The sequence below is a fragment of the Rhodopseudomonas pentothenatexigens genome, assembly GCF_900218015.1.
Taxonomy (GTDB): domain Bacteria; phylum Pseudomonadota; class Alphaproteobacteria; order Rhizobiales; family Xanthobacteraceae; genus Rhodopseudomonas; species Rhodopseudomonas pentothenatexigens.
This window is the reverse complement of the sequence record NZ_UFQQ01000016.1, coordinates 79,977-102,372: the sequence shown is the minus strand read 5'-3', so window position 1 is coordinate 102,372 and position 22,396 is coordinate 79,977. Positions and strand designations below refer to the sequence as shown.

The 22,396-nt window shown below is 65.3% G+C and carries 25 protein-coding genes; 16 read left to right on the top strand and 9 right to left on the bottom strand.

The window, feature by feature from the left end:
- Positions 1-3 precede the first annotated feature (3 nt).
- From DWA33_RS16300 to DWA33_RS16275, 6 genes are all read right to left on the bottom strand, one after another.
- Complete coding sequence (locus tag DWA33_RS16300; RefSeq protein ID WP_114359217.1) at positions 4-1,275, bottom strand: CpaE/TadZ family protein; 1,272 nt, start codon at positions 1,273-1,275, stop codon at positions 4-6.
- A complete protein-coding gene (locus DWA33_RS16295; RefSeq protein ID WP_114359215.1) occupies positions 1,272-2,000 on the bottom strand; it encodes a CpaD family pilus assembly protein in 729 nt (242 codons plus the stop codon). Before DWA33_RS16295 ends, DWA33_RS16300 begins: the two co-directional genes overlap by 4 nt.
- A 19-nt stretch (positions 2,001-2,019) precedes the next feature.
- The gene (locus tag DWA33_RS16290) at positions 2,020-3,459 is read right to left on the bottom strand and encodes a type II and III secretion system protein family protein (RefSeq protein WP_114359213.1); all 1,440 of its coding nucleotides are present in this window, start codon (positions 3,457-3,459) and stop codon (positions 2,020-2,022) included.
- A gap of 13 nt (positions 3,460-3,472) precedes the next feature.
- Positions 3,473-4,261 carry a Flp pilus assembly protein CpaB gene (cpaB, locus tag DWA33_RS16285; RefSeq protein ID WP_114359211.1) on the bottom strand — a complete coding sequence of 263 codons (789 nt, stop codon included), beginning with the start codon at positions 4,259-4,261 and terminating at the stop codon, positions 3,473-3,475.
- Positions 4,262-4,385: 124 nt separating this feature from the next.
- Entirely contained in the window at positions 4,386-4,910 is a 525-nt protein-coding gene (locus tag DWA33_RS16280; RefSeq protein WP_114359209.1) for an A24 family peptidase, read from the bottom strand.
- 324 nt (positions 4,911-5,234) lie between these two features.
- On the bottom strand, positions 5,235-5,399 hold the full coding sequence (locus DWA33_RS16275) for a Flp family type IVb pilin (RefSeq protein WP_114359207.1): 165 nt from the start codon (positions 5,397-5,399) through the stop codon (positions 5,235-5,237).
- 395 nt (positions 5,400-5,794) lie between these two features.
- Here DWA33_RS16275 and DWA33_RS16270 point away from each other — a divergent pair, with 395 nt between their 5' ends.
- The 3 genes from DWA33_RS16270 (at position 5,795) to DWA33_RS16260 (ending at position 7,619) form a co-directional block, all read left to right on the top strand.
- Entirely contained in the window at positions 5,795-6,289 is a 495-nt protein-coding gene (locus tag DWA33_RS16270) for a pilus assembly protein N-terminal domain-containing protein (RefSeq protein WP_114359206.1), read from the top strand.
- A 171-nt stretch (positions 6,290-6,460) separates the two neighbouring features.
- Positions 6,461-6,982, top strand: coding sequence for a TadE/TadG family type IV pilus assembly protein (locus DWA33_RS16265; protein WP_114359204.1), 522 nt, complete (start codon positions 6,461-6,463; stop codon positions 6,980-6,982).
- Between the two features lie 13 nt (positions 6,983-6,995).
- On the top strand, positions 6,996-7,619 hold the full coding sequence (locus tag DWA33_RS16260) for a TadE/TadG family type IV pilus assembly protein (protein ID WP_114359202.1): 624 nt from the start codon (positions 6,996-6,998) through the stop codon (positions 7,617-7,619).
- 104 nt (positions 7,620-7,723) lie between these two features.
- Here DWA33_RS16260 and DWA33_RS16255 read toward each other — a convergent pair whose 3' ends face one another.
- From DWA33_RS16255 to DWA33_RS16245, 3 genes are all read right to left on the bottom strand, one after another.
- Positions 7,724-7,936: a cold-shock protein gene (locus DWA33_RS16255; RefSeq protein ID WP_011440687.1), complete on the bottom strand. Its 213-nt coding sequence runs from the start codon at positions 7,934-7,936 to the stop codon at positions 7,724-7,726.
- A 278-nt stretch (positions 7,937-8,214) separates the two neighbouring features.
- A complete protein-coding gene (infA, locus tag DWA33_RS16250) occupies positions 8,215-8,493 on the bottom strand; it encodes a translation initiation factor IF-1 (RefSeq protein WP_011159210.1) in 279 nt (92 codons plus the stop codon).
- A 24-nt stretch (positions 8,494-8,517) separates the two neighbouring features.
- Positions 8,518-9,942 carry a DEAD/DEAH box helicase gene (locus tag DWA33_RS16245; RefSeq protein ID WP_181902424.1) on the bottom strand — a complete coding sequence of 475 codons (1,425 nt, stop codon included), beginning with the start codon at positions 9,940-9,942 and terminating at the stop codon, positions 8,518-8,520.
- A gap of 498 nt (positions 9,943-10,440) precedes the next feature.
- Between DWA33_RS16245 and urtA the strand changes: the two genes are divergently transcribed.
- The 13 genes from urtA to DWA33_RS16180 all read left to right on the top strand — a co-directional run bounded on the left by urtA (position 10,441) and on the right by DWA33_RS16180 (position 22,349).
- Positions 10,441-11,763 (top strand): urea ABC transporter substrate-binding protein, encoded by a 1,323-nt coding sequence (gene urtA / locus DWA33_RS16240; RefSeq protein WP_114359198.1) that lies wholly within the window; start codon positions 10,441-10,443, stop codon positions 11,761-11,763.
- A 112-nt stretch (positions 11,764-11,875) separates the two neighbouring features.
- Positions 11,876-13,474, top strand: a complete 1,599-nt coding sequence (gene urtB, locus DWA33_RS16235) for an urea ABC transporter permease subunit UrtB (protein WP_430707901.1) — start codon at positions 11,876-11,878, stop codon at positions 13,472-13,474.
- A gap of 172 nt (positions 13,475-13,646) precedes the next feature.
- Positions 13,647-14,843 carry an urea ABC transporter permease subunit UrtC gene (gene urtC, locus DWA33_RS16230; protein ID WP_114359194.1) on the top strand — a complete coding sequence of 399 codons (1,197 nt, stop codon included), beginning with the start codon at positions 13,647-13,649 and terminating at the stop codon, positions 14,841-14,843.
- Positions 14,840-15,604: an urea ABC transporter ATP-binding protein UrtD gene (urtD, locus tag DWA33_RS16225; RefSeq protein WP_114359192.1), complete on the top strand. Its 765-nt coding sequence runs from the start codon at positions 14,840-14,842 to the stop codon at positions 15,602-15,604. The genes urtC and urtD overlap by 4 nt, the downstream gene beginning before the upstream one ends.
- Positions 15,605-15,824: 220 nt before the next feature.
- Positions 15,825-16,520, top strand: a complete 696-nt coding sequence (gene urtE / locus DWA33_RS16220) for an urea ABC transporter ATP-binding subunit UrtE (RefSeq protein ID WP_114359190.1) — start codon at positions 15,825-15,827, stop codon at positions 16,518-16,520.
- 35 nt (positions 16,521-16,555) lie between these two features.
- Positions 16,556-17,392 (top strand): urease accessory protein UreD, encoded by an 837-nt coding sequence (locus DWA33_RS16215; protein ID WP_114359187.1) that lies wholly within the window; start codon positions 16,556-16,558, stop codon positions 17,390-17,392.
- 48 nt (positions 17,393-17,440) lie between these two features.
- The gene (locus tag DWA33_RS16210) at positions 17,441-17,743 is read left to right on the top strand and encodes an urease subunit gamma (RefSeq protein ID WP_013501452.1); all 303 of its coding nucleotides are present in this window, start codon (positions 17,441-17,443) and stop codon (positions 17,741-17,743) included.
- A 122-nt stretch (positions 17,744-17,865) separates the two neighbouring features.
- A complete protein-coding gene (locus DWA33_RS16205) occupies positions 17,866-18,171 on the top strand; it encodes an urease subunit beta (protein WP_114359185.1) in 306 nt (101 codons plus the stop codon).
- The gene (locus DWA33_RS16200; RefSeq protein WP_114359183.1) at positions 18,172-18,708 is read left to right on the top strand and encodes an HD domain-containing protein; all 537 of its coding nucleotides are present in this window, start codon (positions 18,172-18,174) and stop codon (positions 18,706-18,708) included.
- Positions 18,705-20,417, top strand: a complete 1,713-nt coding sequence (ureC, locus tag DWA33_RS16195; RefSeq protein WP_114359181.1) for an urease subunit alpha — start codon at positions 18,705-18,707, stop codon at positions 20,415-20,417. The genes DWA33_RS16200 and ureC overlap by 4 nt, the downstream gene beginning before the upstream one ends.
- 306 nt (positions 20,418-20,723) lie before the next feature.
- Entirely contained in the window at positions 20,724-21,023 is a 300-nt protein-coding gene (locus DWA33_RS16190) for a putative quinol monooxygenase (protein ID WP_011159198.1), read from the top strand.
- Positions 21,024-21,031: 8 nt separating this feature from the next.
- The gene (locus DWA33_RS16185; RefSeq protein WP_114359179.1) at positions 21,032-21,637 is read left to right on the top strand and encodes an urease accessory protein UreE; all 606 of its coding nucleotides are present in this window, start codon (positions 21,032-21,034) and stop codon (positions 21,635-21,637) included.
- On the top strand, positions 21,627-22,349 hold the full coding sequence (locus tag DWA33_RS16180) for an urease accessory protein UreF (protein ID WP_114359178.1): 723 nt from the start codon (positions 21,627-21,629) through the stop codon (positions 22,347-22,349). Before DWA33_RS16185 ends, DWA33_RS16180 begins: the two co-directional genes overlap by 11 nt.
- Positions 22,350-22,396: the final 47 nt, after the last annotated feature.

Below are 22,396 nucleotides of genomic sequence, written 5' to 3'. Positions count from 1 at the left end.
GGCTCACTTGGCCCGCAGCTTCTCCAGGATCGGCGCCAGGAACGAGCCCTTGGTCTTCTTGGCCTCACCGCGTCCCGTCAATCGCTGGGCGATCTGCAGGAACAGGTCCGTGGTCTTGTGGTTGGCTGCGATCTCCGCGATCATCTGGCCGTTGTTGGCGGCGGCGCCGAACAACTGCGGATCGAACGGGATCGAGACGATCGGCGGGCTTTCGATCGCCTTGGCGAACTCGCCGGTGGAGATTTCCGGCCGCTTGGGCACACCGACCTGGTTGAGGCAGTACAGCGGCGGTCGATCGTTCGGGCGCGCGGCCTTGAGAAGGTCGATCAGATTCTTGGTGTTGCGCAGGTTCGCGAGATCCGGCGTCGCCACCACCAGGATGTCGTCGGCGGTCGTCAGCGCACGTTTGGTCCATCCGGTCCATTGGTGCGGCACGTCGAGCACGATGCACGGCATCGTGGTGCGCAGCGTGTCGAACACCGCGTCGAACGCGTCCGTGCCAAAATCGTAGACTCGATCGAGCGTCGCCGGTGCGGCGAGCAGGCTGAGGTGGTCGGTACATTTCGACAGCAGCCGGTCGACGAAGGCGGTATCGACCCGTTCCGGTGAAAACACAGCCTCGGCGATGCCCTGCGGCGGGTCCTGATTGTAGTCGAGCCCGGCGGTGCCGAAAGCGAGGTCGAGGTCCGCGACCACCGAATCCAACGCGAGGTCGCGCGCGATCGCCCAGGCGACGTTGTGCGCGATGGTGGAGGCTCCGACGCCGCCCTTGGCCCCGACCACGGCGATGATTCGGCCGACGGCCTTGGCTTCGGGGGCGGAGAACAGGCTGCAGATCGAGTGCACCACGTCGATCGGCTGGACCGGCGCGATCGCATAGTCGCTGACCCCGCGGCGAACCAGCTCGCGATACAGCGTGACATCGTTGACCTTGCCGATGACGATAACCCGGGTGCCTGGGTCGCACACCGTCGCGAGCTGATCCAGCCCGGCGAGCACGTCATTGCGCGCGTCGGTTTCGAGAATGATCACGTTGGGTGTCGGCGCCGAGCGATACGCCTCGATCGCCGCGACCACGCCGCCCATCTGGATCTTGAGATGCGCTTTGGCGAGACGGCGGTCCTCGCCGGCGGCCTGCACCGCCGCGGCGGTCTCCACGGTTTCGCAGAAGGCCTGAACGGATACCCGCGGTGCCGGCGCAATGTGCTCTTCCGGCCCGAGACCTGCAGCCGCGGTCGCCGGGTCATCCTGATTGTGGCGGGAGTAGCTGATCATTGTCCGACGCTGCTCAACTTGGTCTTATCGGTCGTGTCGGGCTTGGTGGTTCGATAGGTATCGTTGGTCACCACGCGCCGTGCGGTGTAGGGCGGAGTCTCGGGACGCGGCTGGACCAGATCCGCCGGATTGTCGACCATTGCGGCCAGATTGCGCTGATTGGCGCAGCCCAGATTCCAGTATTGCCGATTGTCGAAATAGCCCTTGTTCTTGATGCTGGGGCCGAGATCCTCCGGCCACAGACCGCAGGGGCCGGCGACCGCCGCGATCCTGGGATAGATCAACCGGACGGTGGCGAAAGTGCGCGGATCGGCCGGGCGATAGTGCTTCACGGTCACGCCCCGCGGCGGAACGCCGCCGGCGCCGAGGACCGATTGGATTTCCCGCATGGAGTCCGCGGCCGCCCTGGCATTCGGCGTCTCGATCGGCACTTCGGCGATGATGGGGCCGGTGCCCTCGCGCAGCCAGGTCTGGCCGAACTCGGCAACCTGGGCACGTTGCGGCGCTGTCAGACCGCCGCGGCCGTTGCCGACGAACACCTCGACCGTATGGTCGGCTTCGCGGATCGCGATCGGATGGCGCTGCCGATAGTCGGTCGGAATGCTCTGCGTGACTTCGACTTCGCGGTTGGTATGGGTGCAGGCGCCGAGCGACAGCGAGAAACCGATCAGAGCGGCCCCGAGACCGAGGCCGCGCATCGCTTTGGCGGATGTGGGGAGTGTCATCGTCCTGTCCTCGCTCCGCCTAGTCGGTGATGAAGCCGATACGGCCGCGATAGGAGCGCGCCGGCTCGGTGCGGCCCGGAACGCCGTAGAGCTTGTTAATGCTGCCGAGCAGATCGGACTGCGGATCCGAGGCGTCGGCGAAGCCGTCGTCGGGCCGCGACAGGTCCTTCTGCGCCACGGCGCGGACCACATAGGGCGTCACCAGCACCATCAGCTCGGTCTGCCGGTTGATGTAGTCGCGGCTGCGGAACAGCGTGCCGAGCACCGGAATCTGGGCGGCGCCGGGCAATCCGTTGATCGCCTGCTTGGTCTGCTCCTGAATCAACCCGGCCATCGCCAGCGAGCCACCGGACGGAATCTCCACCGTGCTCTCGACCCGCCGGGTCTTGATCGACGGCACCGACAGGCTGCTGATGATGACGGAATTGTCGCTCGAGACTTCCGAAACCTCGGTCATCACCTTCAGGCTGATCCGCCCGGCGGTCATCACCACGGGGGTGAAGTTGAGCAGGATGCCGAATTTCTTGAATTGGACCGACGGCGTGCAGACGCCATTGGTGCAGGTGACGCCGCTGGGAACCGGGAATTCGCCGCCGGCCAGGAAGGTTGCCGGCTCGCCGGAGATCGCGGTCAGGTTCGGCTCGGCCAGGGTCCGCACGACACCGGCGCTCTCCATCGCCCGCAGCGTCGCGGTGACCGACGGCAGCGATCCGAATTTTGTCGTCAGCGCGTTGTCGGAGACCAGCGCGCCGCCCGACTGCGTGAAGGGGTTGGTGTTCTTGAAGTTCACGACGGCGGTGCCGTAGGCCAGGTTGGCGCTGAGATCGACGCCGAGCTGCTTGACGACGTCGCGCTGCACTTCGGCGACCGTGATCTTCAGCATCACCTGGTCGCGTCCGCGCACGGCGATGTTGTTGACGACCTTCTTGTCGTCACCGACCAACCGCGCGGCCAGATCGAACGCCTGCTGGGCTTCGATCGGCGAGCCGACCCAGCCGGTCAGCATCACGCCTTCGCCGAGTCCCTCGACGTGGACGTCGCCGTTGGCGATCGACTGCTTCAGTGCGGCGCGGAGGCCGTTGAGGTCGCGGGTCACCGCGATGTCGTAGGCGGCGATCTGCTGGCCCGACGAGTCGAAGAACACGATGTTGGTCTGACCCACCGTGGCGCCGATGATGTAGGCGCGCTGCGCCGAACGGATCACCGCGTTGGCGATCTTCGGATCTGCGACCAGCACGTCCTTGATGTCGCGCGGCAGGTCAATCACGATCGATTTGCCGATGCCCAGCGCGATCGATTGGGCATTCAGGCCCGAGCTCGACGTCGTGGCCGGACCGGCGCGGTAGTCGCGAGCCTGGACCGCGGTGAAGCTCGGGATCAGCGCCAGGACGGCGGCAGACAGCGCGATCGCCACACTGCTCAGAGGCCGGAAGGGTCGGGTGCCGATTTCGCAGGTCATCTCGGGCCTCGAATCACTTCTGCGACGACGTCTGAGTGGTGACGCCGTAGCGGATGACATTCACGGTGTCGCGTTTGGCGTCGTGTTCGGTGGTTGCGGGCTGGCTGGCATCGGCCAGGCTGCGCAGCGCTAGCGACAAGGTCCCGCTCTGGCGCGCTCGAGCCAGGAATTCGGCTTGTTCCGGCTTCAGCTCCAGCGTGGCGGTCTTGCCGACGACGACCTTCTGGCCGTTCTTCTCTTCGATGGTCTGATCGATTGCGAGCACGCGAACATTGCCGAGAATGATCTCGGAATTGACGCGATCTCCGGAGGGATTGTCCGGGTTCTTCTCGCGCTTGGACAGGATCACGTCGACCCGGTCGTTCGGCAGGATGAAGCCGCCCGCGCCGGTTTCGGGCGAAATCTCGGTCGAGATCGCCCGCATGCCGCTGGGCAGGATCGCCGCCATGAAGCCCGAGCCGTCGGCTTTGACCAGCTTCTGCTCGCGGATCGGTTCGCCGGCGATGAACGGTGACCGCGCGATCGAGCCGACGATGTCGGAGGTGGCGTTGGGTTGATCGTTGCGGCGGATGAAGTTGGAGCTGGCGGTTGCGGCCGGCCAGGTCTGCCATTGCAGATCTCCAGGCGCGACCGCTTGGCCGAGCGGAATGTCGTTCTTGGCGACCAGGACTTCGACCGTCTCCAATTGGGCGACCGACTCGGTCGGAGTCGACGGTTGCGGCCCGGCACTGCTGGCCAGGTAAGCGGCGACGCCGCCGGCACCGACTGCGATGGTCAGGACGACAATGCGCGCGGTATTCATACGCTTCACTTTCCACAGGACACAGGCGGCGCACCCGCCGCAGTAGGGCGAGTTGACCAGCTATTCGTCAAAGCATGGTTAATGAGGCGTATCTAAATCGCGTTAACGCGAAGTTCCCAGGCGATCAGCTCAGCGTGAGCCGGGCGATATCGACGGCCTTGATCCATTGCGTGTGCGGGTAGACCACCAGCGCGCCCAGAGCCAGTGCGATCCCGTAGGGAATGCCGCTCTGCTGGTCGTGCAGGCGCAACAGCCAGCCCTGACCTGCGAGGCCAAAGGGTAGCGGCCATTGCCGGAAGCCGAGCAGCAGCAGCGTCAGCGCGCCGCCGAACAGCGATGCGTAAAGCAGGTAGTCCAGCAGATGCTCGAACCCGAACCACAGAGCCGCGGCCGCGACGACCTTGGCGTCACCGCCCCCGACCCAACCCATCGCGAAACAGCCGAACGCAACGGCGAGTACCAGCGCGCCGGCGCCGAAATGCAACAGGATGTCGTAGGCACCGAGACCGCTGAGCGGCGCAAGCACGAGAAAGCCTGCGACCAGCAGCAGCGAGACCCGATTCGAAATCGTCATCGTCAGCAGGTCGCTCGCCGCGGCGAACGCCATCAAGGCGGGGAACAGCGAGATGCGCAGAAGGTCGGCGATCATCCGGGACCTCGTCTCGACGCGGTGGAAATCTGAGCCGTCGCGGACTCGTTCCGTTAAATTAGTCCGCGAGAATGAACGATATGGAAATGGGTCTGGCCATCACCATAGCGTCAGGACGATCCGGATCAGCACTGCCCCGACCGCGAGAGCGAGCGCTGCGCAGACCGTCTGTCGGGCGGCGACATCGCGCGAGGCCGACGTCGTGCCGTGAGGTGCCGGTTGGATGTGACTGGATCCGGGCATATCCGCTCTTGCGACAGGCGAGGCGGTGAACAAAAAAGACCCCGGAGGGCCGGGGTCTTGATTGGTCGGCTGTTCTGCCGATTACTTCAGCGCGTTCGAGACGCTGGTGAAGGTGGTGCCGAGCTTGGTGCCGACGCCCTGCACGACCGCAATGATCGCGAGAGCGATGCCGGCCGCGATCAGGCCGTATTCAATGGCGGTGGCGCCGGACTCGTCCTTGATGAAACGCGCAACGATGTTCTTCATCGGATAGCTCCATGTACACGTGGCTGTCGAACTCTGATTGGTCTTGCCGGCGTTCTCAGCACCGTGACCATGGGGCTAACCTAGGGGTGGGAAATTGCAGCGCAGTTAATTCGATTGCGTAAACCCGGGGGCATCAGGTGTTTCATCCGCACTTATCCGGGAGGGTAAATGTGCTGTTAATTTGAAGTAATTGCGTCAGCGGAACGTCGTGCTGGCACCTTGTTACCGGGCTGGAGGCGGCCGCCAGCTCCGGTGGTTCAAAACCGGACAAATTGGCTCGAATACGCGCTGTTCGATTTGCGGTTCGTTCATCAATTCACGTCACCTTCGATCCGTCGGGCGCCGGCACCGCTGCGTATCGCTTTCGTCGGCTCGTAAACGTCCCGGAGTTGAGTATGTCGACGTTCCGCCTCACGCGCCGCCTCGGCGCGGTTCTGATCGTTCCTTCGCTGCTGCTCGGACTGGTATCGGCACCGGCGGTGGCGGGCACCGAGGATTCCATCGCCGTCAATGTCGATCAGGCCAAGCTGATCAAGCTGCCGCAAGACATCGCGACCATCGTGGTCGGCAACCCGCTGATCGCGGACGTGACCCTGCAGCCCGGCGGTATGGTCGTGGTCACCGGCAAGGGCTATGGGGCCACCAACGTCATCGCCATGGATCGTAAAGGAACGATCGTCGCCGACCGGGTCATCCAGGTCGAAGGCCCGTCCGACAAGGTGGTGACGGTGTATCGCGGCATCAATCGGGAATCCTACAGTTGTGCCCCGATCTGCCAGCGTCGCGTCACCCTCGGCGACTCCGAAGGCTACTTCAAGTCGACGATCGAGCAGACCGGAAAGCTCAACGAGCAGGTGATCGGAGCGATCGGCTCGTCCAGGACCAACTGACGGATGCGCTCGGCGCACGCCGCCGGGTGCGCCGGTCCGACATGGTCAACGAGAGCTTAATCGCCCGTGGCATTTTGCTTCAATACGGCGAAACACTTCCACAATGTGTTGCGACTAGGCTCCCGGTAGATTTCACCGACTCACCAACGACTCGATAGAGGGTTGCGATCGATGTCGTCCATCGTTGCTCTGGTCCGCCGATTCCGTCGCAACCGCCGCGGTGCGACTGCGGTGGAGTTCGCGATCGTCGCGCCGATCTTCTTCGCGCTGTTGTTCGCAATCATCGAGGTGGCGATGATCTTCTTCGCCAGCCAGCTGCTGGAAACCGCGGTCCAGGATTCGTCGCGGCTGATCCTGACCCGGCAGGCGCAGGACGCATCGATGTCGCAGTCGCAGTTCAGCACCGAGGTCTGCAACCGGGTCAAAATGCTGCTCAACTGCGGGTCGCTCCATATCGACGTGCAGAACTACGGCAGCGATTTCTCGACGGTGAGCATCACCACGCCGATCGACAAGGACAAGAACTTCGTCGACAACATGCAGTACAACATCGGGAAGGCCGGCGACATCATCGTGGTGCGGGCGTTCTATGAATGGCCGCTGTTCGTCATCGGCCTGGGGTTCGATGCATCGAACCTCTCCGGCGGGAAGCGCCTGCTGTCGGCCACTGCGGCGTTTCGCAATGAACCTTGAGCGAGCCGCCGCGATGCGCGTTTCCCCGAAACATCCCGTGCGACGAGCCCGCCTTCTGCTGTCCAGGCTGCGAGCCGATCGCCGCGGCGTCGCTGCGACCGAGTTCGCAGTTATTCTGCCGGTGATGCTGTTGATGTTCCTGGCGACCATCGAGGTCACGTCCGGAATTGCCGTCGACCGCAAAGTGACGCTGGTGGCACGGACGCTGTCGGATCTGGTTTCGCAGGCCACCACGGTCAGCGACAACGACCTGAAGAATGTGTTCGCAGCGAGCTATGGCGTGATGACGCCGTATTCGGCCACGCCCGCCAAGGCGACGATCACCGAGATCTTCGTCGACAAGGACAAGATCGCCAAGGTGCAATGGAGCAAGTCGGGCACGGTCACCCAGAGCGGCAGCTCGGCCACCGCGGCGCTGGCCACATCGACCCGATCGAAGGGCGACACCATCACCATCCCGGACGGACTGAAGGTCGCCAACACCTACCTGATCCTCAGCGAGGTCAGCTACTTGTATCAGCCGACGATCGGCTATCTGGTGCCGAAAGCCGGCCTGAATCTGACGGACGTGTCTTACACCCGGCCGCGGCAATCGCTCTGCGTGCTGTACAACACCACGATCTGTCCGGGCACTTGACGGCCCGGCGCCTCGACCGGGCGGTCACGCTTGCGGGGCGAGACCCGCAAAAGAAAAGGCCGTGCGGTCGGCACGGCCTTTTCCGGTTCAGAACCGAAATCTGCTCAGCTTGCGGCGCGCAGATTGTCGGCCGACGACTTGCCAGAACGACGATCGGCCACGATCTCGTAGCTGATCTTCTGACCCTCGCGCAGGGTGCCGAGACCGGCACGCTCGACTGCGCTGATATGCACGAACACGTCGTTGCCGCCGTCATCCGGCTGGATGAAGCCGTAGCCCTTGGTGGCGTTGAACCACTTCACGGTTCCCATGCTCACGGGTGGTAGTCCCTTCTCAATATAGACACGGTCGAAACCCACTTGGTCTCAGGTGGGCTGGTGAGATCGAATTTTTGGAAGGGTCGTCAGCGTTCTGAACCGGCTGTACCGGTGGATAGCTAATGTCGTCCGGCCGAAAATCGATTAACAGATATTATGCGAAGCCTGCCCCCAAAACAATCCTGGCATGCGCGATTTTTTGAACCAGGCGGTTCCGGGTGAGCGCTCCGGCGCTTTGCCGCCATCGGCAAAGCGCCTTGTTGTCAGGCAGCGCGCCCTCAGCGGCGGCGGAACTGACCGCGCGGCGGGCCGCTACGCGGCGGGCCGCCCGGTCGCTCGTCTTTGTGACGGAAGATCAGCCGGCCCTTCTCCAGATCGTACGGCGACATCTCCACCGTCACCCGGTCGCCGGCCAGCGTCTTGATCCGGTTCTTCTTCATCTTGCCGGCGGTGTAGGCGACGATCTCGTGGCCGGTGTCGAGCTGCACGCGGTAGCGCGCATCGGGGAGGATTTCGGTCACCAGTCCTTCGAACTGGATCAGCTCTTCTTTAGCCATTGGGATCTCCAGATCGGCTTAACGTTAGCGATGCGGTCGTTGTTGGGCTGCCGGGTGGGCGGGCCGGTTCTTGCGCTGCAAGAACGCCACGCCCTGCAGTCCCTCACCGTTGCCACCGTGCTGCGGTCGCGGCGCCGCCTCGTGGCGGTTGCCCTCCTGGCGAGCGGGCCCAGATGGCGGACCGCGACGCCGACGGCGCGGACCTTTGCTGCTGGGCGCAGCGTCGCCGTTGCGCGGCGGATGGCCGTGGGGCGATTGACGGGGGCCGCGATGGGGCGGCGGGGTGGGGGCGGCGTGGGCGCCAGGGGTACGGCGATCTTCCTTGGGCAGCGACACCTTGATCAGCTTTTCGATGTCGCGCAGATACGCCATTTCCTCGCCGGCGCACAACGAGATCGCAGTACCTTCGGCGCCGGCGCGCGCGGTGCGGCCGATGCGGTGGACGTAGGTCTCGGGGATGTTCGGCAGGTCGAAATTGACCACGTGCGACACGCCGTCGACGTCGATACCGCGGGCGGCGATATCGGTCGCCACCAGGGTCCGCAATTCGCCGGTCCGGAACGCCGCCAGCACCCGCTCGCGATAGTTCTGCGACTTGTTGCCGTGGATGGCGTCGGCGGTAATGCCGGCGCGGGCCAGCCCCTTCACCACCTTGTCGGCGCCGTGCTTGGTCCGGGTGAACACCAGCGCCTGGTTGATGTTTTCGTCCTTGAGCAGCTGGGCCAGCACCGCCGGCTTGGCGGAATGGTCGAGCTGGATCACCCGCTGGTTGATGCGCTCGACCGTCGACGACACCGGCGTCACCGCGACCCGGGCCGGATCGCGCAGCATCTGCTCGGCGAGGTCGGCGATGTCCTTCGGCATGGTGGCCGAGAAGAACAGCGTCTGGCGCTTGATCGGGAGTTTCGCGACGATTTTGCGGATGTCGTTGATGAAGCCCATGTCGAGCATGCGGTCGGCTTCGTCGAGCACCAGAAACTCGACCTGGGTCAGCTTCAGGGCGTTGCCCTGGACCAGATCGAGCAGTCGGCCGGGAGTGGCGACCAGCACGTCGACGCCGCCCATCAGGCTGCGCACCTGCCGGCCCATCGGCACGCCGCCGATCGCCAGCGCGGCGCTGAGATGAACGTGGCGGCCATAGGCGTTGAAGCTGTCGAGGATCTGGCCGGAGAGTTCGCGGGTCGGGCTCAGCACCAGCACGCGGCAGGTCTTGGAAGCCGGCTTGATGCGGTTCTGCAGCAGACGATGCAGGATCGGCAGCGCGAACGACGCGGTCTTGCCGGTGCCGGTCTGGGCGATGCCCACGACGTCACGGCCGGCCAGGGCGAGGGGGATCGTCTGTGCCTGGATCGGCGTCGGGGTGTGGTAGTTTTCTTCTTTGAGGGCGCGAGAGATCGGATCGGCGAGGCCGAATTCCTGAAAGGAGGTCAAAAGGTTGGTTCTTTCCATCATGAAAGCGAACGCCCGACGGGGCCCGTCGGGTGCGCTCGGAAACTCTGGGACGCTCGCGTGTCCGGAGCGTCGGCTATGATCGGATGAAAGGCGAACCAGAAACCGCAGTTCAGAACAGAATGCGGGCTCAGAACACGCGGTTCGCGACGACCTGACGATTCTCTAGGTCTCCCCGTCATATGGAACATCGCTGCAGCGCTTTCAAGGTCGAATTGCAGGTTCCGCCTCCGGATCGGCCCGGAACGACAAAAGTGCAAGAATTAATCAGATCGCGAACTACTGCGTAAATTATGTGCTGCATGGCCAATGTGTGGTCAGTCCCCATGCCCAATCGATGAGCGGGTGCGTCCTGGGCGGTCTTCGCCGTGGGGCGAATTGACGTGTGCGATCATGGTCTTACCCGCGCCGGGAGGCATGGCATGCTTCTTGCGACCAACTTGTCGCAGACGGCCGTTGGGGCCGCGCATCATGTCTGCGTCAGGGAGATGATACCTCATGCAAAACCACACCACGCGACTCGGAGCGAAGCCGGTCAGCCGCCGCAGCTGGCTGGCCGCAGCGACCGGCCTGGCTCTGGGTCTGTCGGCGTTCGGACCGGCGAAGGCGGCGGACGACACCATCAAGGTCGGCGTCCTTCACTCGCTGTCCGGCACTATGGCGATCAGCGAGACCACGCTGAAGGACACGGTGCTGTTCCTGATCGACGAGCAGAACAAGAAGGGCGGCGTGCTCGGCAAGAAGCTCGAGGCGGTGGTGGTCGATCCGGCGTCGAACTGGCCGCTGTTCGCCGAGAAGGCGCGCGAGCTGATCACCAAGGACAAGGTCTCGGTGGTGTTCGGCTGCTGGACGTCGGTGTCGCGCAAGTCGGTGCTGCCGGTGTTCAAGGAGCTGAACTCGATCCTGTTCTATCCGGTGCAGTACGAGGGCGAGGAGAGCGAGCGCAACGTGTTCTACACCGGCGCCGCGCCGAACCAGCAGGCGATCCCGGCGGTCGACTATCTGATGAAGGAAGAGAAGGTGAAGCGCTGGGTGCTGGCCGGCACCGACTACGTCTATCCGCGCACCACCAACAAGATCCTCGAGGCGTACCTGAAGTCGAAGGGCGTCGCGCAGGACGACATCATGATCAACTACACGCCGTTCGGCCATTCCGACTGGCAGACCATCGTCGCCGACATCAAGAAGTTCGGCTCGGCCGGCAAGAAGACCGCCGTGGTCTCGACCATCAACGGCGATGCCAACGTGCCGTTCTACAAGGAGCTCGGCAACCAGGGCATCAAGGCCACCGACATCCCGGTGGTTGCGTTCTCGGTCGGCGAGGAAGAGTTGGCCGGCATCGACACCAAGCCGCTGGTCGGCCATCTCGCCGCCTGGAACTACTTCCAGTCGATCAAGACACCGGAGAACGAGAAGTTCATCAAGGACTGGCAGGCCTACACCAAGAACCCGAAGCGCGTCACCAACGACCCGATGGAAGCGCACGTGATCGGCTTCGACATGTGGGTGAAGGCGGTGGAGAAGGCCGGCTCGGTCGATCCGGACAAGGTGATCGACGCGCTGCCGGGCATCAAGGCGCCGAACCTGACCGGCGGCATCTCTGAAATGCTGCCGAACCACCACATCACCAAGCCGGTGTTCATCGGCGAAATCAAGGCCGACGGCCAGTTCGACGTCGTCTGGAAGACCCCGGGCCTGGTGCCGGGCGACGCCTGGTCGAAGGAGCTTCCGGGCTCGAAGGACCTGATCGGCGACTGGGTGACGCTGAAGTGCGGCAACTACAACACCGTGACCAAGAAGTGCGGCGGTCAGGGCACCTGATCCTGCCCTGACGTCCGACAAGCGAAAGGGCGGCGACGCCTGTGCGCTCCGCCCTTTCGACCCTCCGACGCACCCTCATCCTTGCCGGGATATCTCAGTGCCTGTCATCCATCTGTCGCGCCTTCTGTTTGCCGCGGTCGTGATCGCGTTCACTGCTCTGGGGAGCGTTCCGGCGGCGGCCGGTCCCTATGAGGACGCCATCGCGCAATTCGCCCAGGATTCCTTCTCAGACACCGAGGACGCGATCGGCAAGCTGGTCGCCAGCGGCAATCCCCGCGCCGCCGTGATCATCACCGCGCTGCAGGACGGCAAGCTCTACGCCGACCCGGACAGCAAGGCGGCGTTTATCAAGGCCGACGACGGCAAGATCGCCGATGCGGCGACCGGCGATGCGGTCGGTGCGCTGCCGCCTAAGGCGAGCGCGGTCCGACTCAACAACAAGCTGCGCCGCGCCGTCTCCGGTGCGATGGCCGGGCTGACGCTGCTGTCGCCGGACCTCGACAAGCGCATCCAGGCGGCCCAGTCGGTGTTCAAGACCCACGACGAGACCATGCTGCCGACGGTCGAGGCGGCGCTGAAGGTCGAGAAGAACGCCGCCGCCAGGCAGGCCTTCGCCGAGGCGCGCGCCGCGATCCTGCTGTTCAAGACCGACGCCTCCGACGTCGACAAGCTCGAAGCCATCGCCACCATCAAGGCGCGCGGCGATCAGGAGGCGATGGCGCTGCTCACCGGCGTGTCCGGCGAGCAGAGCGCGGCGGTGGCGAGCGGTATCGCCGGCGCCAGGGCGGCGATCGAGCGCAATCTGGCGATGTGGTCGATGGTGCAGAACGCCTGGTACGGGCTGTCGCTCGGCTCGGTGCTGCTGCTCGCCGCGATCGGGCTGGCGATCACCTTCGGTGTGATGGGCGTCATCAACATGGCGCACGGCGAGATGGTGATGTTAGGGGCCTACACCACCTTCGTGGTGCAGGAGACGATCCGCACCTCCTATCCGGCGCTGTTCGACTATTCGCTGCTGATCGCGGTGCCGCTGGCCTTCCTGGTCGCGGGCGCGATCGGCGTGCTGATCGAGCGCAGCGTGATCCGCTTCCTCTACGGCCGCCCGCTGGAGACGCTGCTCGCCACCTGGGGCCTGTCGCTGATCCTGCAGCAGGCGGTGCGCACCATCTTCGGCCCGACCAACCGCGAAGTCGGCAATCCGAGCTGGATGAGCGGAGCGTTCGAGCTCGGCCAGATCACCATCACCTACAACCGGCTGTGGATCCTGTGCTTCACGCTCGCCGTGTTCGTGATCCTCTTGGCAATGCTGCGCTACACCGCGCTTGGCCTGGAAATGCGCGCGGTGACGCAGAACCGCAGGATGGCGGCGTCGATGGGCATCGCCACGTCGCGGGTCGATGCGCTGACCTTCGGACTGGGCTCGGGCATCGCCGGGATCGCCGGGGTGGCGCTGTCGCAGATCGACAACGTCAGCCCCAATCTCGGTCAGAGCTACATCATCGACAGCTTCATGGTGGTGGTGTTCGGCGGCGTCGGCAATCTGTGGGGGACACTGGTCGGCGCGTTCTCGCTCGGCATCGCCAACAAGTTCCTCGAACCGGTCGCCGGCGCGGTGCTCGGCAAGATCGCGATCCTGGTGCTGATCATCCTGTTCATCCAGAAACGCCCCCGCGGCCTGTTCGCGCTCAAGGGCCGGGCGGTGGAGGCATGAGGATGATGGGAATGCACCTCCGCTGTTCCGCTTCGCAGCCTGACTCCCTCTCCCGCTTGCGGGAGAGGGCTGGGGTGAGGGCTCTTGCCACAAGCTCTGTGCTTGTGGACCCCCGCCCCCAACCCCTCCCCGCAAGGGGGAGGGGAGCGCGGCGTGCTCGGGGAAGTCACGCATGACCCCGCACATCCTCACCCGTTCGCTGAACCGCAGCGCGACCGTCTTCCTGCTGATCCTGGCGGCGGTCGGCATCTTGCTGCCGCTACTCAATCTGCTGACGCCGGAAACCTCGGCGCTGCACGTGCCGACCTATCTGATTTCGCTGTTCGGCAAATATGTCTGCTACGCGCTGCTGGCGCTCTCGATCGATCTGATCTGGGGTTATTGCGGCATCCTTTCGCTCGGCCACGGCGCGTTCTTCGCGCTCGGCGGCTATGCGATGGGGATGTATCTGATGCGCCAGATCGGTAGCCGCGGCGTCTATGCCAATCCGATCCTGCCGGACTTCATGGTGTTCCTGAACTGGAAGGAACTGCCGTGGTATTGGTACGGCTTCGACATGTTCTGGTTCGCCGCGCTGATGGTGCTCGTGGTGCCGGGCCTGCTGGCGTTCTGCTTCGGCTGGCTGGCGTTCCGCTCGCGGGTCACCGGCGTGTATCTGTCGATCATCACCCAGGCGATGACCTACGCGCTGCTGCTGGCGTTCTTCCGCAACGATTTCGGCTTCGGTGGCAACAACGGCCTGACCGACTTCAAGGACATCCTCGGCTTCAACGTCCAGGCCGACGGCACCCGCGCGGCGCTGTTCATGCTGAGCTGCCTGGCGCTGGCGATCGGCTTCCTGATCTGCCGGGCGGTGGTGACATCGAAGCTCGGCAAGGTGCTGATCGCGATCCGCGATGCCGAGAGCCGCACGCGCTTTCTCGGCTACCGGGTCGAATCCTACAAGCTGTTCGTGTTCACGCTGTCGGCCTGCATGGCCGGTGTCGCGGGTGCGCTGTACGTACCGCAGGTCGGCATCATCAATCCGAGCGAATTCGCCCCGGGCAATTCGATCGAGGCGGTGATCTGGGTCGCGGTCGGCGGCCGCGGCACGCTGGTCGGGGCGGCGCTCGGCGCGATCGTCGTCAACTACGCCAAGACCGTGTTCACCTCCGGGCCGCTGGCGCCGTATTGGCTGTTCATGCTCGGCGCGCTGTTCGTGCTGGTGACGCTGTTGCTGCCGAAGGGCATCATCGGCACCTTCAATGCCTGGTGGGATGGCCGCAAGGAGAAGGACGCTGCGCGCGACACCGCCGCCGCAGCAGCCGCGGAAAGCGCCGCGCGCGAGGACGGCGTGATCGAACCGAAAGCCGGCGGAGCGACCTCATGAGCATGCTCGAAACCCGCTCGACCTCGGCGATGCTGTATCTCGACGGCGTCCACGTCTCGTTCGACGGCTTCCACGCCATCAACAACCTGTCGCTGACGCTGGAGCCCGGCGAGATGCGGGCGATCATCGGCCCCAACGGCGCCGGCAAGACCACGATGATGGACATCATCACCGGCAAGACCAAGCCGGACAAAGGCGAGGTGGTGTTCGACGGCACTGTCGATCTCACCAAGCTCGACGAGACCGAGATCGCCAAGCTCGGCATCGGCCGCAAGTTCCAGAAGCCGACGGTGTTCGAGAGCCAGACCATCGAGGACAATCTGCTGCTGGCGCTCAATGTCGATCACCGCGTCCGCGGCACGCTGTTCTGGCGCCGGAGCCGGGACGAGAGCGAGCGGATCGAGCGCGTGCTCGACATCATCCGCCTGCGCGACGCCCGCGACCGGCTCGCCGGCTCGTTGTCGCACGGCCAGAAACAGTGGCTGGAGATCGGCATGCTGCTGGCGCAGGACCCGAAAGTGCTGCTGGTCGACGAGCCGGTCGCCGGCATGACCGACGTCGAAACCCAGCAGACCGCCGAACTGCTGCGAGAGATCAACAGCCACGACAAGACCGTGATGGTGGTCGAACACGACATGACCTTCGTCCGCGAACTCGGCGTCAAGGTGACGTGCCTGCACGAAGGCACGGTGCTGGCGGAGGGAAGCATCGACGACGTCTCGGCGAACGAGCGGGTCGTCGAAGTGTATCTGGGGCGATGATGCGCAATCGTCCAATCATGTTTGATCCGGCGTCTCCGCAGTCTCAACCGTCATCGCCCGCGAAGGCGGACGACCCAGTATTCCAGAGCGTCGCGTGTACATCGCAGCGCTGCGGCGTACTGGATCCCCCGCATGCGCGGGGGACGACGTTTGTGGGTAGGACGACTGCAGTGTAATTGAAGCGAGCCGTCGCTGAACTGACGTATTGAGGACGCCATCGATGCTCACCGTCGACAACATCAATCTGTACTACGGCGCGGCGCAGGCGCTCCGCGGGGTGTCGATCGCGGCGGAGCCCGGCAAGGTGACCTGCGTGCTCGGCCGCAACGGTGTCGGCAAGACCAGCCTGCTGCGCGCGCTGGTAGGTCAGCAGCCGATCGCGTCCGGGGCGATCACCTTCGACGGCGCCGACATTTCGCACCTGAAGCCTTACGAGCGGGCGCGGCGCGGCATCTCGCTGGTGCCGCAGGGCCGCGAGATCTTTCCGCTGCTCACCGTCGAGGAAAATCTGAAGACCGGTTATGCGCCGCTGAAGCGCGCCGACAAGTCGATCCCGGACGACGTGTTCTCGCTGTTTCCGGTGCTGAACTCGATGCTGAACCGCCGCGGCGGCGACTTGTCCGGCGGCCAGCAGCAGCAGCTCGCGATCGGCCGGGCGCTGGTGATGCGGCCCAAGCTGCTGCTGCTCGACGAGCCGACCGAAGGCATCCAGCCGTCGATCATCAAGGACATCGGCCGGGCGATTTCGTATTTGCGCAATCTCGGCAACATCGCCATTGTGCTGGTCGAACAATATCTCGATTTCGCCTGCGAGCTCGGCGACAGTTTCGCGGTGATGGACCGCGGCGCAGTGAAATACACCTGCGACCGCGCAAATCTGGACCCCGCCGAGATCAGCCGGCAGATGGCGTTGTGACGTTTGCGCGGCCGATCGGCCGCGGCCGAGGGGATATGCAGACCGACAAGGCCGCCACGGCATCGCAGACCTTTGCGGCCAATCGCGCAGTCGGCGAAGTTGCCGTCGAAGTGCGGGCGGATAGCGGCGCGACCCGCCGCGTCGCCGTGCACGAATCCGGCTCGCTGCGCGTGCGCTTTCCGTCGCCGGAGGGCGAGGGGCTGTCGGCGGTGCTGGTCAATACCGCCGGCGGCGTTGCCGGCGGCGATCGCTTCAGCGTCAGCCTCGACGTTCAGGCCGATGCGCGGCTGACGCTGACCACGGCGGCGGCCGAGAAGGTGTATCGCACCCACGGCCCGGCCGCGCAGCTCGATATCACCCTCAAGGTCGCCAGTGGCGGCCATCTGGCGTGGCTGCCACAGGAGACCATCCTGTTCGACCAGGCCCGCGCCGAGCGCCGGATCGATATCGAGCTTGCGGACGACGCTTCGCTGCTGCTGTCCGAGATGGTGATCTTCGGCCGCTCGGCGATGGGCGAGACGATGCGGCACGGCCGCTTCGTCGACCGCTGGCGGATGCGGCGCGGCGGCAAGCTGGTATTCGCCGAAACCGTCCGGCTCGATGGCGACATCGGCAACCTGTTCGGCCGGCGCGCGGTGATGAACGGCGGCGTCGCGATCGGCACGGCGCTGATCGTGCCGGGCGATGCGGCGCTGGTCGAGCGGCTGCGCGCGGCGGCCGACGCGTTCGGCTCCGAGGTTGGGATTTCGGCGTGGAATGGGTTTGCAATGGCCCGGTTCTGCGCCCAAAATGCCGCGAAGCTGCGCGCCGACATGATGACCGTCCTCGGCCGCGCCGCCGGCCGCGCGCTGCCGCGGTTGTGGCTGAGTTGATCCGCGTCACGCCGAAACCAAGTCCAGGCTCATTCGATCGAGTGCCTCATGAACCTCTCCCCCCGCGAAAAGGACAAGCTGCTGGTCTCGATGGCCGCGATGGTCGCCCGGCGCCGCCTCGAGCGCGGCGTCAAGCTCAACCATCCCGAGGCGATCGCTCTGATCACCGACTTCATCGTCGAGGGCGCGCGCGACGGCCGCAGCGTCGCCGAACTGATGAAGGCCGGCGCGGAGGTGATCACCCGCGACCAGTGCATGGACGGCATCGCCGAAATGATTCACGACATCCAGGTCGAAGCCACATTCCCCGACGGCACCAAGCTCGTCACAGTGCATCAGCCGATCCGATGATTTTGGCACGACGTCTCATCCCGTCATGCCCGGCCTTGTGCCGGGCATCCACGCCTTGCTGCGCAGCGAAGACGTGGATGGCCGGGACAAGCCCGGCGAGGACGACTAACTAAGGAGGTCACATGATCCCCGGTGAACTGTTGATCGAAGACGGCGAGATCGAGCTCAACGCCGGGCGCGCCACGGTGACGCTGACGGTGTCGAACACCGGCGACCGGCCGATCCAGGTCGGGTCGCACTACCATTTCTTCGAAACCAACCCGGCGCTGCGCTTCGACCGCGACAAGGCGCGCGGCATGCGGCTCGACATCGCAGCCGGCACCGCGGTGCGCTTCGAGCCCGGCCAGAGCCGCGACGTGCAGCTCGTCGAACTCGCCGGCAAGCGCACGATCTACGGCTTCCGCGGCGACGTGATGGGCAAGCTGTAGATGACCGATCTCGTACTCGTCTCCCGCGCCGCGGATTTCGCCGCGCGTTGCCACGCCGGGCAGCGGCGCAAGGGTGCGGCGAAGGAGCCCTATGTCAATCACCTCGCCGAAGTCGCCGAACTGCTGGCGGTGGCGACCGACGGCTCCGACGCGGCGCTGGTCGCCGCCGGCTGGCTGCACGACACGGTCGAGGATTCCGGCACGACGCGCGACGAGCTGATCGAACAGTTCGGCGAGGACGTCGCTGCGCTGGTGATCGAATGCACCGACGACAAGACGCTGCCGAAGGCGACGCGCAAGCGGCTGCAGGTCGAGCACGCGCCGCATCTGACCGGCCGGGCGCGGATGATCAAGCTCGCCGACAAGATCAGCAATCTGCGCTCGTTGATCTTTTCGCCGCCCGACGATTGGGAGCGCGACCGGTTGGTCGACTATCTCGATTGGGCCGACCAGGTGGTCGCGGGTTGCCGCGGCGTCAACGTCTGGCTCGAACGCATCTACGACGAAACCGCCTCGTCCGGGAGGGCCGTGTTGTGAGCACCAGGATTGCACGTTCCGTGTATGCCGACATGTTCGGCCCGACCACCGGCGACCGCGTCCGGCTCGCCGACACCGACCTGATCATCGAGGTCGAGAAGGACTACACGACCTACGGCGAGGAGGTGAAGTTCGGCGGCGGCAAGGTGATCCGCGACGGCATGGGGCAGTCGCAGGTGACCAACGCGGACGGCGCCGCCGACACCGTGATCACCAACGCGCTGATCGTCGACCATTGGGGCATCGTCAAGGCCGATGTCGCGCTCAGGGCCGGCATGATCAGCGCGATCGGCAAGGCCGGCAATCCGGACATCCAGCCGAACGTCGACATCGTGATCGGCCCCGGCACCGACGTGATCGCCGGCGAAGGCAAGATCCTCACCGCCGGCGGCTTCGACAGCCACATCCATTTCATCTGCCCACAGCAGATCGAGCATGCGCTGATGAGCGGCGTCACCACGATGCTCGGCGGCGGCACCGGCCCGTCGCACGGCACCTTCGCGACCACCTGCACACCGGGCCCATGGCACATCGGGCGGATGATCCAGTCGTTCGATGCGTTCCCGGTCAATCTCGGCATCTCCGGCAAGGGCAATGCCGCGCTGCCCGGCCCGCTGAAGGAGATGATCGAAGGCGGCGCCTGCGCGCTCAAGCTGCACGAGGACTGGGGCACGACCCCGGCGGCGATCGACAACTGCCTCGGCGTCGCGGACGAATACGACATTCAGGTGATGATCCACACCGACACGCTGAACGAGTCGGGCTTCGTCGAGGACACCGTGAAGGCGTTCAAGGGCCGCACCATCCACGCCTTCCACACCGAAGGCGCCGGCGGCGGCCACGCGCCGGACATCATCAAGGTGGCTGGCCTGCCAAACGTGCTGCCGTCCTCGACCAATCCGACCCGGCCGTTCACCCGCAACACCATCGACGAGCATCTCGATATGCTGATGGTTTGCCACCATCTCGATCCGTCGATCGCGGAGGATCTCGCCTTCGCCGAAAGCCGCATCCGCAAGGAGACCATCGCGGCCGAGGACATCCTGCACGACCTCGGCGCGCTGTCGATGATGTCGTCGGACAGTCAGGCGATGGGCCGGCTCGGCGAAGTCATCATCCGCACCTGGCAGACCGCCGACAAGATGAAGAAGCAGCGCGGCGCGCTGCCGCAGGACTCTTCGCGCAACGACAACTTCCGGGTCAAGCGCTACATCGCCAAGTACACCATCAATCCGGCGATCGCCCACGGCGTCTCCAAGCTGATCGGATCGGTCGAGGTGGGCAAGATGGCCGATCTGGTGCTGTGGTCGCCGGCGTTCTTCGGCGTCAAGCCGGACTGCATCATCAAGGGCGGCAGCATCGTCGCGGCGCCGATGGGCGATCCCAACGCCTCGATCCCGACGCCGCAGCCGGTGCACTACCAGTCGATGTTCGGCGCCTTCGGCAAGGCGCTCACCGCGTCGTCGGTGGTGTTCACCTCGCAGGCGGCGGCCGCCGGCAATCTCGCCCGCGATCTCGGCATCGCCAAGACGCTTTATCCGATCAGCAACGTCCGCAGCGGCATCTCCAAGAAGAGCATGATCCACAACGACGCCACGCCGAAGCTCGAAGTCGATCCCGAGACCTACGAAGTCCGTGCCGACGGCGAACTCCTCACCTGCGCTCCCGCCGACGTGCTGCCGATGGCGCAGAGATACTTCATGTTCTGAGGGCGGGGCGGATGAGAGCGGAGTAGGGCAGAGCGCCACTCCACTAACAAATGTGGTCCCCCGCGAAAGCGGGGGACCAGTATCCCAGAGCGCTCGCCTTAGGCGCTGGATTCCGCAACGAACTCCCTGGAATACTGGGTCGCCCGCCTGCGCGGGCGATGACGGTGGTGTGGGTGGCGACGTTGTGCGCTCACTAGCGCCTCGAGCGTCGAGCCACCCCTTTGCATCCCCGCCGCATCCGCCTAATGTCCGGCGCGCCGGCGCCATGTCCGGCCTTGCAGACACAAACCGCCGGGAGGAATATTCGTGATCTATGTCGTCGCCACTTTGACCGTGAAGCCCGAAATGCGTGCCGAACTGATCGCCGCCGCCAAAGCCTGCATCGCCGAGACGCGCAAGGAGCCGGGCAACATCGCCTACGACCTGCACGAGAGCGTCACCGATCCCGGCAAGATGGTGTTCGTCGAGCAGTGGGAAAACGCCGAGGCGCTGGAGCCGCATCGCAAGGCCGAGCACATGAAGACGTTCGGCCGCGTCGCCGTCACCTGCTTCGCCGCGCCGCCGAAGATCGAGATCATCACGCCGGCGAACGTCGTCACCAGATAGGAGCCTCCATGATCCGCGCCACCGCCGTCCGCGGCCAGCATCGCTGGACCGACACCCCGGCCGACACCGTCGTGCTCGATTTCGACGACCGGCATCGCCGCCGCATGGCGATGACCGGGACCCGGGGCTTGGCGTTCCTGCTCGATCTGGAGCAGGCGGTGGCGCTGCGCGGCGGCGACGCGCTGGTTCTCGACGACGGCCGGCTGGTGGAAGTGGTCGCCGCGCCCGAGCCGCTGCTCGAGATCCGTGGCCGTGATCCGCAGCATCTGGTGCGGCTCGGCTGGCACCTTGGCAACCGCCATCTGCCGACGCAGATCATGGCCAAGGCGTTGCGCATCCGCCGCGACCATGTCATCGCCGACATGGTCCGCGGCCTCGGCGGCAAGGTGGTGGAGATCGAAGCGCCGTTCGACCCCGAAGGTGGCGCCTACGCACCGGCGCACGACAGCGGCGAGGCGGCGCACGGCCATCACGATCATGGGCATCACGGTCATGCCCATCACGATCATGATCACGGCCGCGGCTGCGGTCATGATCATCATGGCCACGATGATCACGTCCACGACGAGCACTGCGGTCATTCGCACGGCCATTCGCACAAGCATGAGCACTGAGCCGGAGGCGTCGGCGCAGCCGCTGCCGGCGGCGCAAAGCGCCGCGCTGTTCCGGCTGATGACCTGGCTGTCGCCGGCGTTTCCGGTCGGGGCGTTCTCTTATTCCAGCGGCATCGAATGGGCGGTAGAGGCCGGCGACGTCACCGACGCCGCCAGTTTGCGCGATTGGCTCGACGCGATGCTGCAGCATGGCGCCGGCTTCTGCGACGCGGTGCTGCTCTGCCATGGCTATCGCGCCACCGAGCGGCATCACGACGCCGGCCTGTGCGCCGTGGCCGAACTCGCCGCGGCGTTCGTCACCTCGGCGGAGCGGCAGCTCGAGACGCTGTCGCAGGGCCGTGCCTTCATCGAGATCGCCCGCAAGGCGTGGGACAGCGACGGCCTCGGCCGTGCGGTGGCGGCCTGCGGCGAGGCGATCGCCTATCCGGTCGCGGTCGGTCTCGTCAGCGCCGCGCACGGCGTGCCGCTGCCGGCGACGCTGCACGCTTTCCTGCACGCGGTGACGTCGAACTGGATTTCGGCCGGGGCGCGGTTGATTCCCCTCGGCCAGACCGACAGCCAGCGCGTGCTCGCCGCGCTGGAGCCCGCGGTGATCGCCACCGGCAGCCGCGCGCTGATCGCCGCGCTCGACGACCTCGGCACCGCCACCTTCCGCGCCGACCTCGCCAGCCTGCGCCACGAGACGCAGTACACGCGGCTGTTTCGGTCGTAGTAACAATCGTCATTCCGGGGCGCTTGCGCAGCAAGCGAACCCGGAAT